Here is a 16,682-nt window from a genome sequence, read left to right on the forward strand (position 1 = left end):
GTCCTACCTCTTGTCCTTGGTCATGTGCCGCATCAGCACTTCCTGGGTGGCCTCCGCTCGCGGGACCTCACCGGTGAGCCGTCCGGCCGACATCGTGTAGATCCGGTCGCACATGCCGAGCAGCTCGGGCAGTTCGGAGGAGATGAAGACAACGGCCTTGCCCTCGGCGGCCAGTTGGTCGATCACCGTGTAGATCTCGTACTTCGCGCCCACGTCGATGCCGCGGGTCGGCTCGTCGAGGATCAGCACATCGGGCCCCGCGAAGATCCACTTGCTGAGGACGACCTTCTGCTGGTTGCCGCCGGAGAGCCGGCCCACGGGTTCGGAGACGTTGGGCGCCTTGATGTTCATGGACTTCCGGAAGCCCTCGGAGACCTTCCGCTCCTCGTGCTCGTCGACGACCCCGCGCCGGGCGACCTTGCGCAGCGCGCTCAGCGAGATGTTGCGGTTGATGGAGTCGATGAGGTTGAGGCCGTAGTGCTTGCGGTCCTCGGTGACGTACGCGATGCCGTGCCCGACTGCCTCGGGGACGGTGCGGGTGCGTATCTCGGTGCCGTCCTTGAGGACGCTGCCGCCCGCGTACTTCCCGTAGGCCCGGCCGAACACGCTCATCGCGAGTTCCGTGCGGCCCGCGCCCATCAGCCCCGCGATGCCGACGATCTCCCCGCGGCGCACGTTCAGGGACACCGAGTCGACGACCTTGCGCTGCTGGTCGATGGGGTGGAAGACGGTCCAGTCGCGGATCTCGAGGGCCGGCGCCGCCGTGCGGTCCTGCGGGTGCGGCGTGCGCTCCGGGAAGCGGTGGTCGAGGTCGCGGCCGACCATGGCGCGGATGATCCGCTCCTCGGTCGTTTCCGCGGCCTTCACGTCGAGCGTCTCGATGGAGTGCCCGTCGCGGATGACCGTCACCGAGTCCGCGACCCGGGCGATCTCGTTGAGCTTGTGCGAGATGATGATGGAGGTGATGCCCTGGCCCTTCAACTCCAGGATCAGATCGAGGAGTTTGCCGCTGTCCTCGTCGTTGAGCGCGGCCGTCGGCTCGTCGAGGATGAGCAGCTTCACCTCCTTCGACAGGGCCTTGGCGATCTCGACCAGCTGCTGCTTCCCGACGCCGATGTCGGCGACGCGGGTCTGCGGGTGCTCGTTCAGACCGACCCGTCGCAGCAGGTCCGTGGCGTGCTTGAGGGTCTCGCCCCAGCTGATCACGCCCCGCGTGGCGTGCTCGTTGCCGAGGAAGATGTTCTCGGCGAGCGAGAGGTACGGCACCAGGGCGAGCTCCTGGTGGATGATCACGATGCCGCGCTTCTCGCTCGCCCCGATGTCCTTGAACCGGCACGGCTCGCCCTCGAAGAGGATCTCCCCCTCATAACTGCCGTGCGGGTGAACGCCGCTGAGGACCTTCATCAGCGTCGACTTCCCGGCGCCGTTCTCCCCGCAGACGGCGTGGACCTCGCCCGCGCGCACGCTCAGGGAGACGTCCGCGAGCGCCTTGACGCCGGGAAAGGTCTTGACGATCGAGCGCATTTCCAGGACGGGTCCCGCCATGGTCGTGCCTTTCTGCTCCGTGTGAACCGGTGGTGTGGGCGGGCTACTTGAGGTCGCTCGCCTTGATGTAGCCGGTGTCGACGAGCTCCTTCTGGTAGTTGCTCTTGTCGACGCTCACCGGCTGGAGCAGATAGGACGGCACGACCTTCTTGCCGTTGTTGTACGACGTGGTGTCGTTGACCTGCGGCTTCTTCCCCTTCAGCACCGCGTCGACCATGCTGGAGGCGACCTTGGCCAGCTCCCGGGTGTCCTTGTAGACGGTCTGGGTCTGCTGGCCCGCGACGATCGACTTCACCGAGGCGACCTCGGCGTCCTGCCCGGTGACGACGGGCAGCGGCTTGCTCGCGGAGCCGTAGTCGTCGGACTTGAGGGCGGACAGGATGCCGATCGAGATGCCGTCGTACGGGGAGAGGACGGCGTCCACCTTGGCCGAGGAGTACGACGACGTGAGCAGGTCGTCCATGCGCTTCTGCGCGGTGCCGCCGTCCCAGCGCAGCGTCGTGACCTTGTTGAGCGCCGTCTGGCCGGACCTGACCACGAGCTGCTTCTTGTCGATGTAGGGCTGGAGCACCTTCATCGCGCCGTTGAAGAAGTACTTGGTGTTGTTGTCGTCGTTCGAGCCCGCGAACAGCTCGATGTTGAAGGGCCCCTTCTTGGAACCGTCCTTCAGACCCAGCTTCTCGGTGATGTACGTGCCCTGGAGCCGGCCGACCTTCTCGTTGTCGAAGGAGGCGTAGTAGTCGACGTAGGGGGAGTTGAGCAGGAGGCGGTCGTAGGAGATGACGGGGATGTCCGCGTCATGGGCCTCCTTGAGCACGTTGGAGAGCGCGTCGCCGTTGATCGCAGCGATGACCAGCGCGTCCACGCCCTGCGTGATCATGCCCTCGAGCTGCTGGACCTGCTGGTCGACGTCGTCCTCGCCGTACTGGAGGGTCGTCTTGTAGCCGGCCTTGTGCAGCGTGGTGACCATGTTCTTGCCGTCGGCTATCCAGCGCTCGGACGACTTGGTCGGCATGGCGATGCCGACGGTCATCTCCTTCTTGTCCTTCGTCTCCTTGCTGCCGCCCTCACTGCTCTGCCCGCAGGCGGTCAGGGCGAGTGCGAGAGCGGCGGCTCCCGCCACGGCGGAAACGGCACTTCTGTGGTTGCGCATGGTCATCAGTCCTTGTCGGTCGCGTCGTGGGGAGTCGAACGGTCAGCGGGAAACGGTCAGCGGGAAGCGGTCGAGAGTGCCCGGCAGCCGCGAGCCGAGCGGCGACATGCCGTCGTCCGCGCCGTGCCGGGCCAGCAGGTCGAGCGCGAGCCGGCCGCGGCGCACGCGCTCACGGGCGGTGTCGAGAGTGACGTCGCGCAGGTGGGCGCCGTACGGGTAGATGGCGGGGGCCTTCGCGAGCCCGAACTTCAGGTACAGCGGCGCCCCGCGGCGGATCAGCTCCGCGATCTCGTACATCCGCACATAGCCGCCGAGGTCGTCCGGCGCCTCGACGTACAGGTCCATGGGAGCGGCGGAGACCCGGCGGATCTCGGTGAGGTGGGCGAGGGTGAGGTCGCTCGGCACGTTGAGCGAGTCGGCGCCGAGCCGCTCGAAGACGGCGTACGAGGCCGGGTTGACCGGGCCGATGAGCGCGGAGACCTTGAGCGTGGTGTCACGGGGGATCACCCCCTGCTCGCGGGCCCGGTGCAGCGTCCACAGCACGCCCTCGTCGGCGACGAGCAGGCACTGCACGCCCAACTCCGTTGCCCGGACGGCGTCTTCCACGCATCCGGCGACGGCGTCGTGGCCGCGGGCGCGCAGGCCGGCGCCGCGCGAGTCGGTGCGCACGGAGGCGCCGGTGTCCCAGGTGCCGCGCGGCCCGGTGAACAGGCACAGCTCGATGTCCCGCTCGGCGGCCGACTCGACCATCTCGGTGATCTCGGCGTCGGTGAGCATCCACACGCCGCTGCCCTGGCTGACCCGGTGGACCGGCACGTCGAGGCGCGAGGCCTCCTTGAGCACGACGGCAAGCGCCTCGGGCCCCTCGACGGAGGGGATCTCGGTGCGCCAGGTGCCGCCGTCGGGGAAGGAGTGCGGGGAGGTGTCGGCATCGGCGGTGGAGGGGGCGGACAGGCCCAGGGCCGCGAGGGCGGGTTCGCCGGGGCGGCGGGGAGAGGGGGAGTCGGTCACGGGCAGTCCTTCACGTTCGGTGTTGTTCGGTATTTCGAACCAGGTTCGGATCGGTGGGTGTGGGCACGCCCGGAACGTGCAGGGAGGCAGGAGTCAGGGCTTACGAGAGGCCCTGGGGGAGGAGCAGCACCTTGCCGACCTCGGGGCCACCGGATCCCACCAGCTCGATGCCGTACGGGAACTGATCCAGCGGCAGCTCGTGCGTCACCAGCGGCAACGGATCCAGGAGCCCCGCGCCGAAGACCCGCACGGCATGCGCCCAGGCGGCGGGCGGTGCCCCGAACACGGTCCGCACGTCCAGCTGTCGCACGACGAGGCCGGTCGGATCGAGCCCCGCCGCGCCGGACGCAGGGAGCCCGGTGAGGACGAGCCGGCCTCCGCGCCGCAGCAGCGACGCCGCCGTACGGGCCGAGTCGGCGGACCCGGCGGTCTCGATCACCACGTCGAAGCCGCCGGGCAGCTCCTGGTCGGGTGTGCGGAAGTCCGTCGCGCCGAACTGCTTGGCGAGAGCGGCTCGTTCGGGCCGGGTGTCGACGGTGAGGAGTTCGGCGGGGGAGTCCGCCGCGAGGAACTGCACGGCGAGCATGCCGAGGGTGCCCGCGCCGACGACGGCGACCCGTTCGCCCGGCCGCGCGTCCGCCTTGAGCGCGGCGGCGGCGACGCAGGCCGCGGGTTCGAGCAGCGCGGCGGCCGTCAGGTCGGCGCCGTCCGGCAGGACGTGCAGCAGCCGGGCGGGCAGGGTGAGGGTGGCGGCCATGGCGCCGGGCCGCGTGAACCCGGTCTCCTCGTACCCCGCCGTGCACAGCGTCGTCTCGCCCGCGTGACAGCGGTCGCAGACCTGGCAGTTGCGGAAGCCCTCGCCGACGACCTTCCTGCCGACCAGCGACTCGGGCGCACCCGGCCCGACGGCCTCGACGGTGCCCGACCACTCGTGCCCCGGTGTGAGCGGGTACCGCACGTATCCCTCGGGCCGGTTGCCCTGGTACACCTCGCGGTCGCTGCCGCAGATGCCCACGGCGTGGACGCGGACCAGCGCCTCAGCGGCCCCCGGCGGCGTCGGCTCATGCGGGACGAGCCGGAACGCGCCCGGTGCCTCGACGACGACCGCGACGCTCACCGCGTGCCCTCCGGACGGCGCTGCTCCCAGCCTTCAGCCCACAGGTCGAACCGCGCCTGCTGCTGCGGGAATTCGGCCGCAGCGTCCACGTCCAGCTCCACCCCGAGGCCCGGCGCGTGCGACAGCTCGAAGCACCCGGTCTCCGGGTCGACCTGCGGCGCACCCTTCACGACCTTCTTGATGTCCGCGTCCGCGAAGTCGTTGAAGTGCTCCAGGACCTTGAAGTTCGGTGTGGTGAAGCCGACTTGGAGCGAGGCCGCGGTCAGCACGGGACCGCCCACGTTGTGCGGGGCGACCAGCACGTAGTGGGACTCCGCCGTCGCCGCCAGCTTCCGTGTCTCCCAGATGCCGCCGATGTGGCCGACGTCCGGCTGGATGATGTCCGCGGCCTGGCTCTCGAACAGCTCGCGGAACTCGGTCCGGTCATGGATCCGCTCACCCGTGGCGACCGGGATGTCCACCTTCGCGGCCACCTTCTCCAGCGCCTTGAGGTTCTCCGGCGGCACCGGCTCCTCCAGCCACGCGGGCCTGAAGGGGGCGAGATCGCGCGCGAGCCGGATCGCGGTGGAGGGCGAGAACCGGCCGTGCATCTCCAGCATCAGCTCGGCGTCCGGCCCGATCGCGTCGCGCACCGCCTCGATCAACGACACGGCGTACAGGCTCTGTTCGTGATCCAGCTCGTAGTGCCCCGTCCCGAACGGGTCGATCTTCAGCGCCTTGTACCCGCGCTCCATCACGGCCCGCGCCGCCTTGTGGTACGCCTCCGGGGTGCGCTCGGTGGTGTACCAGCCGTTCGCGTACGCCTTGACCCGGTCCGTCACCTTGCCGCCGAGCAGCTGCCACACCGGCACGCCGAGCGCCTTGCCCTTGATGTCCCAGCAGGCCATCTCGACGACCGCGATGCCGGACATCACGATCTCCCCGGCCCGCCCGTAGTCCCCGTACTTCATGCGCCGTACGAGATCTTCGGCCGCGAACGGGTCCGAGCCGGCGATGTGGTTGGCCTGAGCTTCCTTCAGATAGCCGATGAGCGCGTCGGTGCGGCCCAGCATCCGGGTCTCGCCGACCCCGGTGATCCCCTCGTCGGTGTGCACCTGGACGTAGGTGAGGTTGCGCCAAGGCGTCCCGACCACGTGTGTGCTGATTCCCGTGATGCGCACGGCAGTTGCCCCCTGCGACGTTCGATATTTCGGCATGCGTTCGAAATCTTGGCGTGACAGTAAGGAGGTGCGTGTGGGGTGTCAATGGTTCGCGCAGGGGGCCGCCCCGCATGCCGGGCGCAGAAGCCGTATGGCGGGTCAATTCTCCGGAACACGCGGCCTTGCACAGAACATTCACAGCCCCGGCTTTTTCCGTTACCTGTGCGGCGCCTAGCCTCCATGCGTCATGGATTACTGCCACCCGTGCCGAAGGCACCTCAACGGCGCCCTCGCCTGCCCTGGGTGCGGCACGCCCGCCGAAGCGTGCCGCGCGCACGCGGAAGCGCTCGCGGCGCAGGAGTCGGCCGAGAGCGCCGGCACCTCTTACGACGACGAACCCACGCACACCCGCCGCTCCCGCAGGGAACGCCGTGAGCGCGGTGCCCGCAGAGCCCACCGCCGCCGGCGCAACAAGATCGCGATCGCCGCCGCGGGGCTCGCGCTCGCCGCGGGCGGCCTCAGCTTCGCGGAACTCGGCACCGAGTCCTCGGCTGACGGCGACGCGCAGGGCGCGTCCACATCCGCCGAGGAGGCCGCCGACCATGAGGCCGAGGCCGCCGCCTCGTCGGCGGCTGGCTCCCCGACGGGCGCCGCGGCCGCGGCGGACCCGCAGGCGTCGAGCGCCTCGGCGTCCCCCTCCCCGTCCGCGTCGGAATCCAAGGATGCGAAGGACGGCAAGGACAAGGCGACGGGGGATGCCAAGGAGGAGACGGCGAGCGGCGCCCCCTCCGCCCCGGCCGCCACCCCGACCCCGCGCACCCCGAACGACCCCGGCACCCCGGCTCCCGGCCCCACCACGGCACCCCCGCCCCCGCCGCAGCCCACCCCGACGGAGACGTGCGACCGCTTCCTGTGGTGGTGCACGTAGTCCTTGCGGGAAGGCGTGGTCGAAGTCGGAAGGTGCGGCCGAAGGCAGAAGGCGTGGCCGACGTCGACCGTCACGTCGTTCATCCGAAGGTCGCCCCTCGCGGCCGGCGTCAGGCCGTGGCGTCGCCGTCCAGCATCATCTTGGCGAGGAGCCTGCGCAGCGCCCCCCGCTCGTCGTCGGTCAGCGAGGCGATGGCGCCGCGCGCGAAGCTCAGGTTGCCCTGCACGCCGCGCGCCATCCGCACGCCCTCTTCCGTCGGTGCGGCCAGCTTCACGCGCCGGTCGGCCGGGTCGGGGCGGCGCTCGACGAGGCCGCGTGTCTCCAGGCGGTCGATGAGCCCGGTGATGTTCGACGGCTCGCAGTTCACCTGCTGGGCTATGCGCCGCATGGGCATCGGCTCGCGGGAGAGCAGGTCGAGGACCCGTGCCTGCGCCGTGGTGAGTCCCTGGCCCGAGGCGGCCTGCTCGTACTCCTTGTAGTGACGCGAGACCAGCGTGCCGATCAGCTCGACCAGGTCGGCGGTCACCGGATCTGCGGTCACGAGGTCTTCTGTCACGGGTTTCGGGGCGGAGCTGCTGGCGGCCATGTACTCCAGAGTACCCATTTACTTGACACTATGAAATATCGAGGAGCATGGTTGTTTCAGTAAGTGAAGCAATCAGGAGGCCCCCGCCATGTCTGTCGACACCCCCCAGATCCCCGCCACGAGCCGCGAGTGGCAGCTGGTCAGCCGCCCGGTCGGCTGGCCCAAGCCCGAGGACTTCCAGCTCAGCGAGGTGGAGACCGTCCAGCCCGGCCCCGGCCAGGTGCTCGTCAAGAACCTGTACGTGTCCGTGGACCCGTACATGCGTGGCCGCATGAGCGCCGCCAAGTCGTACGTCGCCCCGTACGAGCTGGGCAAGGTGATGCAGGGTGGCGCGGTCGGCGTGGTCGTCGCCTCGAACGACGAGGGTGTGGCCGTCGGTGATCACGTGCTGCACTTCAACGGCTGGCGCGAGTACGCCACGTTCGACGCCAAGCAGGCCGTGAAGGTCGACCCGGAGGCCGCGCCCCTGTCGGCGTACCTCGGTGTCCTCGGCATGACGGGCCTGACGGCGTACGCGGGTCTCCTGCGCACCCTCTCCTTCAAGGAGGGCGACACCGTCTTCGTCTCCGGCGCGGCCGGTGCCGTCGGCAGCCAGGTCGGCCAGATCGCCAAGCTCCTCGGCGCCGGCCGCGTCGTCGGCTCGGCGGGCTCGGCCGAGAAGGTCAAGCTCCTCGTGGAGGAGTACGGCTTCGACGCGGCGTTCAACTACAAGGACGGCTCCGTCTTCGAGCAGCTCAAGCAGGCCGCCCCCGACGGCATCGACGTCTACTTCGACAACGTCGGCGGTGACCACCTCGAAGCGGCGATCGGCCAGCTCAACCGGGACGGACGTATCGCGATCTGCGGCGCGATCTCGGTCTACAACAACACCGAGGCCGCCCCCGGCCCGCGCAACCTGGCGCGCCTGATCCAGACCCGCGGCCGCATCGAGGGCTTCCTCGTTGGTGACCACTACGACATGCAGCCGCAGTTCGTGCAGCAGGTCGGCGCCTGGATCCGCTCCGGTGAGCTCAAGTACCGCGAGACCGTCGTCGAGGGCATCGAGAACAACCTGGAGGCGTTCCTCGGGGTTCTGCGCGGCGACAACATCGGAAAGATGGTCGTCAAGCTGGGTGAGTGACCCCGGTCACGCTCGTTCCTTCCGTGATTCGGTAATCTCTTTCCGCCTACCGGATCAAGCGAGATCGAATGAGGGAGCACGGGATGCCCATCCAGCAGTCGGACGTCGTCTACACCGCCGTAGCCACCGCGGAGAACGGCCGTGACGGCCGCGTCTCCACGGACGACGGCAAGCTCGACGTCGTCGTGAACCCGCCCAAGGAGCAGGGCGGCAGCGGCGCCGGCACCAACCCGGAGCAGCTGTTCGCCGCCGGCTACAGCGCCTGCTTCCAGGGCGCGCTCGCCGTGGTCGCCCGCCAGGAGAACGCCGACATCTCCGGCTCGACCGTCACCGCGCACGTGGGTATCGGCAAGAACGACGAGGGCTTCGGCCTCATCGTCGAGATCGCCGCCAAGATCCCGAACGTGGACGCGGCCACCGCCAAGTCCCTGGTCGAGAAGGCCCACCAGGTGTGCCCGTACTCCAAGGCCACCCGCGGCAACATCACGGTCACGCTCTCCGTCTGACGGGCGCGACCCGGTCCCGGCCCGTACCCCGCACCAGGGGGTACGGGCCGGTCCCATAGGGTGTTCCCATGCGTGATCTCGGTGCGGGCTTCGGCTACTTGATGAAGGGCCAGCGCTGGGTCTCCCAGCACGGCAAGCAGTTCGGCATGGGTCTCCTGCCCGGCCTGATCACCCTGGTCCTGTACGCGGCCGCACTGGTCTGCCTGGCCCTGTGGGGCGACGACTTCGTCACCTGGGCGACCCCCTTCGCCGACGACTGGACGTCACCGTGGGCCGGCCTGTTCCGCGGCTTCCTCACGGCCGTGCTCCTCGCCCTCGTCCTGCTGCTCGCCGTCCTCACCTTCACCGCCGTCACCCTCCTGATCGGCCAGCCCTTCTACGAGTCCCTGTCGGAGAAGGTCGACCTCGCCGAAGGCGGCCACGCCCCCGAGTCGGGCCTCCCGCTCTGGCGCGAACTGTGGATCTCCGCCCGCGACAGCCTGCGGGTGCTGGTCCGCGCCGCGCTCTGGGGCATCCTGCTCTTCGGCCTCGGCTTCATCCCGTTCGTCGGGCAGACCGTCGTCCCGGTGATCGGCTTCTTCGTCACCGGCTTCTTCCTCACCGAGGAACTCGCCGCGGTCGCGCTCCAGCGCCGCAGCGTCGAACTCCGCGAGCGCCTCGCCCTGTTGCGCTCCCGCAAGGGCCTCGCCTGGGGCTTCGGCACCCCGCTCGCGGTCGCGTTCCTGGTGCCGTTCGTGGCGGTGTTCCTGATGCCGGGAGCGGTGGCCGGCGCGACCCTGATGGCTCGGGACCTGCTCGGCGAGACGACCCCGGAACCGGCGCCCGAGCCCGCCCCGCACCCCACCGGCGACCCGGCCGCGCACTGACCTCAAGGGGTCCAGGCCGATCCGGGCGGGACGCGCCGCCGGCGTCGGAGCATGGGAAAGATCGCCTTCCTCGGCCTCGGTCACATGGGCGCCCCCATGGCCCGCCATTTCCTCGACGCCGGACATCCGCTGACCGTCTGGAACCACACCCCGGAGAAAGCCGCCCCGCTCGTCGAACCGCCGCGCTCGCCGACAGCCCCGCCGACGCCGACGTGGTGATCACGATGCTCGCCACCCCGGAGGCCGTGTCCGAGGTCGCCGACGCCATCGTGCCCGAGCTGCGTCCCGGCACGTACTGGGCGGAGATGCCGACCATCGGCCCCGACGCCGTACGGCAGCCGGCGGCGCGCCTCGGTGACAGGGTGACCCTCGTCGACGCCCCGGTCATGGGCAGCACCGACAAGGCGGAGTCCGGCGAACTCGGCATCCTCGCGGGCGGTGACGCGGACCGGATCGAAGGCGTACTCGCGCACCTCGGGACGGTCACCCGCACCGTCGCCCCAGGCTCCGGCGCCGCCCTCAAGCTCGTCGTCAACACCGCGGTCATCGGCAGGGTCGGCCTGGTCGCCGAGGCGATGGCGCTCGCGGACGCACTGGGCCTGCGCGAGGACGTCGCGAAGGGCGCACTCGCCGCGGGATCACTCGGCGGAGCCGTCGCCCGCGCCTTCGCGCAGGGCGTGCACTTCGGTTCGGACCTCGCCGTCAAGGACATCGCCCTGGCCACCGGAACCACCGAACTCCCCGCGATGGAAGCCGTGTTGGGCCACTTCGAGGAGGCCGCGGCGGACCCGGCCCTCGCCGACGAGGACATCGCGCGGGCCGTCGCCCGTGTCCGCGAGCGGTAGGCCGGGCCATACTGCGCCCATGAAGACGGCGAATCTGGGTGTGCTCTTCCTGATCGAACTGGCCGCTCTCGGGGCCGTCGGCCGCTGGGGGTTCACCCGCGACGTGTCGGCGCCGCTCGCCTGGCTGCTCGGCCTCGGTGTCATCGCGGCGATGATCACGCTGTGGGCGCTGTTCGGGTCCCAGAAGGCGTCGTACAAGACGCGGGGCGCCGGCCGGGTCGCCTTCGAGCTGGTGTGGTTCGGGGCGGGCGTGGCCGCGCTCCTGCTGAGCGGGGCCGTCGGCTGGGCCATCGCTTTCGCCCTGGTGTGCGTGGTGAGCAAGACGCTGGCGCTCGCCTGGAACCAGTAGCCGCCGCGCACAAGGGACTTCAGCCGGCGCCCGCGTCCCCTGGGTCCCCCGCATCTCCTGCGCCCCCCGCGTCCTCCGCGTCCCTTGCATCGCCCTCGATGAGAGCCAGGAAGTCGCGGAACGCGCCCGGCATGTCCACCGACTCGGGGTCCAGCAGCCACTGGTACTGCAGCCCGTCCATCACCGCCACGAGCAGCGGCGCCGCCCGCTCGGGCGTGAGGCCGCCCGGCAGCCGCTCCCCGTACTCGGTGCGCAGCACCGCGGCCATGCTCTCCCGCACGTTCCCGTACCGCCGGGTGAAGTAGGGGCGCGCCGGGTGGTCCTCCGTGACGCTCTCGCCGAGCAGCGCGGAGAACGTCTGCACGATGCCGGGCCGCATCGCGTTGTACTCGACCAGCGAGGCGAGCAGGTCGAGCCGCCACCGGCCCTCCGGCACCGCGTCCCACTGGTCGCGCTCCTCCAGGACCGCGACGAGCAGCGCCTCCTTGGTGCGGAAGTAGTGCAGCAGGCCCTGTTGCGTGAGCCCGACACGCTCGGCCACCGCCCCCAGCGTCGCGCCGCGGTACCCGCGCTCGGCGATCACCTCCAGGGCGGCACGGAGGATCTCCGCGCGCCGTTCCTCGCTCCTGGCGGTTCTCGTACCCATGCCGTCACCGTACGACATGGTTTATAACAGCGGCATAACGGAACCTACCGGCTTACAGGCGGCGGGTGCAGGATGGCGGGCAAGGGCCGGACTTCAACGAGGAGGCGCCGTCGTGGCGGACACCCAGCAGGACCAGGCGCGCGAGGCGGTCGTCGAGGCCGCGCTCGGCAAGCTCGACCTCGACACCAAGGCGGGCCTCCTCGGCGGGCAGGACATGTGGTCGCTGCCCGCCGTCCCCGGTATAGGCCTCGCGTCCCTCGTGATGTCGGACGGCCCCGTAGGGGTCCGCGGCATCCGCTGGACCGCCGACGACCCCTCGATCGCCCTGCCGTCACCGACCGCCCTCGCCGCCACCTGGGACCCCGAACTCGCCTGCAGTGCTGGGCAGTTGCTCGCCCAGGAGGCTCGCCGCAAGGGCGTCCACGTGCTGCTCGCCCCGACCGTCAACCTGCACCGCTCGCCCGTCGGAGGCCGGCACTTCGAGGCGTACAGCGAGGACCCGTACCTGACCGGCGCGATCGGTACCGGCTACGTACGCGGCGTGCAGTCCGGCGGCGTCGGTACCACCGTCAAGCACTTCGTCGCCAACGACGCCGAGACCGACCGCTTCACCGTCGACAACATCGTCTCCGCCCGAGCCCTGCGCGAGCTCTACCTCGCCCCCTTCGAGGCCATCGTCGAGAACGCCCACCCCTGGGGCATCATGACCGCCTACAACACGGTCAACGGCACGACGATGACCGAACACCGCTACCTCGTGAACGAGGTGCTGCGCGGCGAATGGGGCTTCGACGGTTTCAACGTCTCCGACTGGACGGCCGCCCGCTCCACCACCGGTGACATCGAGGGCGGCCTCGACGTCGCGATGCCCGGCCCGCGCACCGTCTACGGCCCGGCGCTCGCCGCCGCCGTCCGTGCCGGCGAGGTCGAGGAGTCCACCGTCGACGAGGCCGTGCGCAACGTGCTGCGCCTCGCCGCCCGCGTCGGCATCCTCGAAGGCGCCGAGCCCGTGGTCACCGAGGCCCCGGCGGAGATCGACGGCGAGGCGCTCGCCCGCGAGATCGCCCGCCGCGCCTTCGTTCTCGTACGCAACTCCGGCGCGCTTCCCCTTCGTTCAGGCGGCAGCGTCGCCCTCATCGGCGCCGCCGCCCGTGACGCCCGCGTCCTCGGCGGCGGCTCCGCCACCGTCTTCCCCGCCCACGTCGTCTCCCCGCTCGACGGACTGACCGCCGCGCTCCCCGAGGGCACGCTCACCTATGCCATCGGCGCAGACCCGAACGAGGAGCTCGCCGCCGCGGGCGCCGGGTTCGAGCTGCGCGCCCGCTGCCTGGACGCCGCCGGCGACATCATCGGCACCGCTTCCGTGCCCGGCGGCCGCATCCAGTGGATCGGCGCCGACCTGCCCGACGGCGTCACCCACGACACCCTGCACACCGTCGAGATCACCGGCACCTTCACCCCGCGCGCGTCCGGACCGCACACCTTCGGTACCCAGGGCATCGGCGGCTTCACCCTCACCGTCGCCGGACAGACCCTCTTCGACGGGGAGCAGCCGCTCGCCTCCGCCGCCGACCCGTTCGCGACGTTCTTCGGCAGCCCCGTCGGCCGCGGCGACGTCGACCTCGTCGCCGGGGAGCCCGTCGACGTATCCCTGCGCTACGTCGTCTTCAAGCTCGCGGGCGCCCCCCTCCAGGCCGTCGCGTTCTCGCTGGTCCACCGCGAGCCGCAGCGCGACCCCGATGAGCTGATCGCCGAGGCCGTCGAGGCCGCGCGGGCCGCCGACACCGCGGTCGTCGTGGTGGCCACCACCGAACGCGTCGAGTCCGAGGGATTCGACCGCAGGGACCTGCGCCTGCCGGGACGCCAGGACGACCTCGTCCGCGCCGTCGCCGCCGCCAACCCGAACACCGTCGTGGTCGTGAACTCCGGCTCCCCGGTGGAACTCTCCTGGCGCGAGGACGTCGCGGCCGTGCTCCTGAGCTGGTTCCCCGGCCAGGAGGGCGGCGACGCGCTCGCCGACGTCCTCACCGGAGCCGAGGAGCCCGGCGGCCGACTGCCGACGACCTGGGGCGCGTTCGAGGACGCACCCGTCACCGAGGTCGCCCCGACCGACGGCCGGCTCGCCTACACCGAGGGCGTGTTCATCGGCTACCGCGCCTGGGAGAGGTCGGGCGCCACCCCGTCGTACGCGTTCGGCCACGGCCTCGGCTACACCGACTGGGCGTACGAGTCGATCGAGGTGCGGGACGCGGGCGCGACGGCCGTGGTCCGGGTGCGCAACACCGGGGAGCGCGCGGGCCGTGAGGTCGTCCAGGTGTATCTGGCGCCCGAACAGTCCGACCCGGCACGCCCGGCCCGCTGGCTGGCCGGCTTCGCGGGCGTCGAGGCGGCACCCGGCGAGAGCGTCGAGGTCACCTTCACGCTGCCGCGCCGTGCCTTCGAGATCTGGGACGAGAACGCCAACGCCTGGGCGCACCAGGCGGGCGCGTACGAGGTGGAAGCGGGCCGCTCGGTCATGGACCGCCGCGTGAGCGCGAGGGTCGTGGTCTGACCGGATTCGCCGGGTGGCGGGCGGGTGTTGTCGTCGGGGGCGCGGGTTCCGGTTCCGGCGGTTCAGTTGCGGGTTCCGGCGTTTCAGTCGCGGGCGCCGAACCCGTACACCGTCTCCGACCTGAACACCTCACCCGGCCGCAGCTCCGTCGACGGGAACCGGGGCCGGTTGGGGGAGTCCGGGAAGTGCTGGGTCTCCAGGGCGATCCCGGCGCCGGGCGCGAACGGCAGCGTCGCGTCGAAGTGGTCGCCCGTGTACAGCTGGAGCCCCGGCTCGGTCGTCGCGACGGCCAGCGTCCGCCCCGACGCCGGGTCGCGCAGCTCGGCGACCTCGACCGGCGCCTCGGTGACCCCCTTGTCGAGCACGTAGTTGCGGTCGTGGCCGGGCCCCGGCTTCCGCGGCTCCCGGAAGTCGAAGGCCGTCCCGGCCACTTCGGTGAACTCCCCGGTCGGGATCAGATCCGCGTCCGCAGGGGTGAAACGCGAGGCCGCGATCCGCACCTCGTGCCCGCCCGCCGCGTCACCGGAGCCCGCGCCGCCCAGATTCCAGTACGCGTGGTTCGTCAGGTTCACGACGGTCGGCGCGTCGGTCACCGCCTCGTACGCGATCCGCAGCGCCCCGCCCTCGTCGAGCGTGTACGTCGCCGAGACCTCCAGGCGCCCCGGGAAGCCCTCTTCTCCGTGCGGGCTCACCCGGTGCAGTCGCACACCGTGCTCCATCGGGTCCGCTTCCCACACGCGCTTGTCGAAGCCGCGCTCGCCGCCGTGCAGCGCGTTCGTCCCGTTGTTCTGCGCCAGGTGGTAGATCCGGCCGTCGAGCGGGAACCGGCCGCCCGCGATCCGGTTCGCGTACCGGCCGACCAGCGCGCCGAAGAAGGGGCCCGGATGAGCGAGATACCCGTCCAGAGCGGGAAACCCGAGCGCCACGTCCGCCGAGACACCGGCCCGGTCGGGAACCTCCGCCGACTGCACGATCCCGCCGTACGTCAGGACGCGCACCCGCACCCCGCCGCGTTCGAGGGTCCAGCGGTGGACGGGCGTGCCGTCGGCAAGCGTGCCGAAGAGTTCGCTGCGCATGATCGAGACCTTACGCCCGGGAACCCGGACCCCCGGCTCAGCCGATCGGCTCCTTGGCCGTCACCCGGCGGTACGCCATCGCGGCGAGCCGCGACTGGCCGTCCTTGCTGGGGTGGAACCAGTCCCAGTGACTCAGCTGCTTCCCGTCGAACCGGTAGTCGAAGACCGCTCCGCCGTCGTAACGGCACCGCCGGTCCTTCGCGCACACGTCCGCGAGCACCTCGTTGTACGCCACCACCCGGTCCTGCACCGAGGCGCGGCGCTGGGTCGCCTCCGTGGCGAGGTCGTCCGGGTCGGCGAGCATCGACGAGCAGATGCCGAGCTTCCACACCTGCTTGCCCAGTGGGTTCGTCCGGCCCTCGGACCACAGGCGCTTGAGGTCCGGCACGCTCGACACATACACCTGAGCCTTGGGCACCTCGCGCCGCAGCGTGCGCAGCGCGTCCTCGAAGTCGGCGCGGAACGTGTCCACCGGCGTCATCGACGCGGGCGTCGGCCGGCACGCGTCGTTGGCCCCCGCCATCACCGTCACCAGGCCCGGCGACACCGCGGCCGCGTGCTCCATCTGCGCGGGAAGGTCAGCCATCCGGGCGCCGGTGCGCGCGTAGTTCCAACTGTGCGTGGCCGCCCGGTCCTTCCCCAGGAGCCGGACCGCGAGACTGCGCACCCCGGTGTCGGAACCCGTCGCCCACGACACCTCGGGGCAGTCCGTGAGGACCGAGCAGGCGTCGAAGCCCCGGGTGATGGAGTCGCCCACGGCGGCAACGGAACGCGGGCTCGTGTCCCACGTGGGGGTGGGCTTCGGGGACGGCTTCGTGCCGGCCGTACTGCCCTTCGGGCCGGGGGAGTTGTCGCCGATCGCGTCGCACGCGGCGAGCCCCGCGGCACCGAGCAGAACCGCCGTCACACCGGCGACGGCTGCCCGGACGGCAGCTGACCGGTGGCTTCGGATCCGCATCCCGTTGTCCTCTCTCACCGCTCCTGGCCGCTGCCGGCGCCTCTGTCGTCGAACGTGACGCCGTGCACCCTGCCGCGGTTGAGTCCCCGCGGGTGAAACGTCGGTGTTTGAGGGCGCCGGGACCGACGGTACGTCACACTCCTTGCGCCGCCACACGGTAGCCTCGCCCCGTGGCGGCCCGGCCATCGTTGTCACGGCAGCGACAAGGCGGTCGGCCGACCCAGTGAAACCCCGCAGTGCAGCTTCCGGTAAATTACATCACGTCACATCTGTCCCCTTTTTCCTG

General features: G+C 71.0%; 15 protein-coding genes and 1 pseudogene. 7 read left to right on the forward strand and 9 right to left on the reverse strand.

Annotation, left to right across the window (positions count from 1 at the left end; all coding sequences use genetic code 11):
• Positions 1–3: 3 nt before the first annotated feature.
• The 5 genes from mmsA to ACIPWY_RS07465 all read right to left on the reverse strand — a co-directional run bounded on the left by mmsA (position 4) and on the right by ACIPWY_RS07465 (position 5,986).
• Positions 4–1,545: a multiple monosaccharide ABC transporter ATP-binding protein gene (gene mmsA / locus ACIPWY_RS07445; protein ID WP_362899434.1), complete on the reverse strand. Its 1,542-nt coding sequence runs from the start codon at positions 1,543–1,545 to the stop codon at positions 4–6.
• A 43-nt stretch (positions 1,546–1,588) separates the two neighbouring features.
• The gene (gene chvE / locus ACIPWY_RS07450; RefSeq protein WP_393705407.1) at positions 1,589–2,698 is read right to left on the reverse strand and encodes a multiple monosaccharide ABC transporter substrate-binding protein; all 1,110 of its coding nucleotides are present in this window, start codon (positions 2,696–2,698) and stop codon (positions 1,589–1,591) included.
• Positions 2,699–2,740: 42 nt separating this feature from the next.
• Entirely contained in the window at positions 2,741–3,709 is a 969-nt protein-coding gene (locus tag ACIPWY_RS07455; RefSeq protein WP_362899438.1) for a hypothetical protein, read from the reverse strand.
• A 100-nt stretch (positions 3,710–3,809) separates the two neighbouring features.
• Positions 3,810–4,826 (reverse strand): zinc-binding dehydrogenase, encoded by a 1,017-nt coding sequence (locus tag ACIPWY_RS07460; protein ID WP_401532447.1) that lies wholly within the window; start codon positions 4,824–4,826, stop codon positions 3,810–3,812.
• The gene (locus ACIPWY_RS07465) at positions 4,823–5,986 is read right to left on the reverse strand and encodes a mandelate racemase/muconate lactonizing enzyme family protein (RefSeq protein ID WP_362899442.1); all 1,164 of its coding nucleotides are present in this window, start codon (positions 5,984–5,986) and stop codon (positions 4,823–4,825) included. The genes ACIPWY_RS07460 and ACIPWY_RS07465 overlap by 4 nt, the downstream gene beginning before the upstream one ends.
• A 226-nt stretch (positions 5,987–6,212) precedes the next feature.
• Here ACIPWY_RS07465 and ACIPWY_RS07470 point away from each other — a divergent pair, with 226 nt between their 5' ends.
• On the forward strand, positions 6,213–6,893 hold the full coding sequence (locus ACIPWY_RS07470; protein WP_401532448.1) for a hypothetical protein: 681 nt from the start codon (positions 6,213–6,215) through the stop codon (positions 6,891–6,893).
• Positions 6,894–7,002: 109 nt separating this feature from the next.
• Here ACIPWY_RS07470 and ACIPWY_RS07475 read toward each other — a convergent pair whose 3' ends face one another.
• A complete protein-coding gene (locus tag ACIPWY_RS07475; protein WP_401532449.1) occupies positions 7,003–7,479 on the reverse strand; it encodes a MarR family winged helix-turn-helix transcriptional regulator in 477 nt (158 codons plus the stop codon).
• An 88-nt stretch (positions 7,480–7,567) separates the two neighbouring features.
• Between ACIPWY_RS07475 and ACIPWY_RS07480 the strand changes: the two genes are divergently transcribed.
• The 5 genes and pseudogenes from ACIPWY_RS07480 to ACIPWY_RS07500 all read left to right on the forward strand — a co-directional run bounded on the left by ACIPWY_RS07480 (position 7,568) and on the right by ACIPWY_RS07500 (position 11,165).
• Entirely contained in the window at positions 7,568–8,599 is a 1,032-nt protein-coding gene (locus tag ACIPWY_RS07480) for an NADP-dependent oxidoreductase (protein ID WP_362899447.1), read from the forward strand.
• A gap of 83 nt (positions 8,600–8,682) precedes the next feature.
• On the forward strand, positions 8,683–9,105 hold the full coding sequence (locus tag ACIPWY_RS07485) for an organic hydroperoxide resistance protein (RefSeq protein ID WP_362899449.1): 423 nt from the start codon (positions 8,683–8,685) through the stop codon (positions 9,103–9,105).
• A 68-nt stretch (positions 9,106–9,173) separates the two neighbouring features.
• A complete protein-coding gene (locus ACIPWY_RS07490; RefSeq protein ID WP_393705412.1) occupies positions 9,174–9,971 on the forward strand; it encodes an EI24 domain-containing protein in 798 nt (265 codons plus the stop codon).
• Positions 9,972–10,067: 96 nt separating this feature from the next.
• Positions 10,068–10,816, forward strand: a pseudogene (locus ACIPWY_RS07495) (NAD(P)-dependent oxidoreductase).
• Positions 10,817–10,835: 19 nt separating this feature from the next.
• Positions 10,836–11,165: a YrdB family protein gene (locus ACIPWY_RS07500; RefSeq protein WP_401532450.1), complete on the forward strand. Its 330-nt coding sequence runs from the start codon at positions 10,836–10,838 to the stop codon at positions 11,163–11,165.
• Positions 11,166–11,184: 19 nt separating this feature from the next.
• On the opposite strand, the gene ACIPWY_RS07505 is transcribed toward ACIPWY_RS07500, so the two are convergent.
• A complete protein-coding gene (locus ACIPWY_RS07505) occupies positions 11,185–11,829 on the reverse strand; it encodes a TetR/AcrR family transcriptional regulator (RefSeq protein ID WP_401532451.1) in 645 nt (214 codons plus the stop codon).
• A gap of 94 nt (positions 11,830–11,923) precedes the next feature.
• Here ACIPWY_RS07505 and ACIPWY_RS07510 point away from each other — a divergent pair, with 94 nt between their 5' ends.
• On the forward strand, positions 11,924–14,362 hold the full coding sequence (locus ACIPWY_RS07510; protein WP_401532452.1) for a glycoside hydrolase family 3 protein: 2,439 nt from the start codon (positions 11,924–11,926) through the stop codon (positions 14,360–14,362).
• A gap of 83 nt (positions 14,363–14,445) precedes the next feature.
• Here ACIPWY_RS07510 and ACIPWY_RS07515 read toward each other — a convergent pair whose 3' ends face one another.
• Entirely contained in the window at positions 14,446–15,438 is a 993-nt protein-coding gene (locus ACIPWY_RS07515) for an aldose epimerase family protein (RefSeq protein WP_401532453.1), read from the reverse strand.
• Positions 15,439–15,475: 37 nt separating this feature from the next.
• The gene (locus ACIPWY_RS07520) at positions 15,476–16,396 is read right to left on the reverse strand and encodes an SGNH/GDSL hydrolase family protein (protein WP_393705417.1); all 921 of its coding nucleotides are present in this window, start codon (positions 16,394–16,396) and stop codon (positions 15,476–15,478) included.
• Between the last annotated feature and the right edge of the window lie 286 nt (positions 16,397–16,682).

Origin of the sequence: Streptomyces sp. NPDC090032 (assembly GCF_044748025.1) — a bacterium.
Lineage (GTDB): Bacteria > Actinomycetota > Actinomycetes > Streptomycetales > Streptomycetaceae > Streptomyces.

Coding starts and splice junctions, on each gene's coding strand:
- mmsA (WP_362899434.1), bottom strand. CDS start 1,545: ATGGCGGGACCCGTCCTGGAAATGCGCTCGATCGTCAAGACCTTTCCC.
- chvE (WP_393705407.1), bottom strand. CDS start 2,698: ATGCGCAACCACAGAAGTGCCGTTTCCGCCGTGGCGGGAGCCGCCGCT.
- ACIPWY_RS07470 (WP_401532448.1), top strand. CDS start 6,213: ATGGATTACTGCCACCCGTGCCGAAGGCACCTCAACGGCGCCCTCGCC.
- ACIPWY_RS07475 (WP_401532449.1), bottom strand. CDS start 7,479: ATGGCCGCCAGCAGCTCCGCCCCGAAACCCGTGACAGAAGACCTCGTG.
- ACIPWY_RS07480 (WP_362899447.1), top strand. CDS start 7,568: ATGTCTGTCGACACCCCCCAGATCCCCGCCACGAGCCGCGAGTGGCAG.
- ACIPWY_RS07485 (WP_362899449.1), top strand. CDS start 8,683: ATGCCCATCCAGCAGTCGGACGTCGTCTACACCGCCGTAGCCACCGCG.
- ACIPWY_RS07490 (WP_393705412.1), top strand. CDS start 9,174: ATGCGTGATCTCGGTGCGGGCTTCGGCTACTTGATGAAGGGCCAGCGC.
- ACIPWY_RS07500 (WP_401532450.1), top strand. CDS start 10,836: ATGAAGACGGCGAATCTGGGTGTGCTCTTCCTGATCGAACTGGCCGCT.
- ACIPWY_RS07505 (WP_401532451.1), bottom strand. CDS start 11,829: ATGTCGTACGGTGACGGCATGGGTACGAGAACCGCCAGGAGCGAGGAA.
- ACIPWY_RS07515 (WP_401532453.1), bottom strand. CDS start 15,438: ATGCGCAGCGAACTCTTCGGCACGCTTGCCGACGGCACGCCCGTCCAC.
- ACIPWY_RS07520 (WP_393705417.1), bottom strand. CDS start 16,396: ATGCGGATCCGAAGCCACCGGTCAGCTGCCGTCCGGGCAGCCGTCGCC.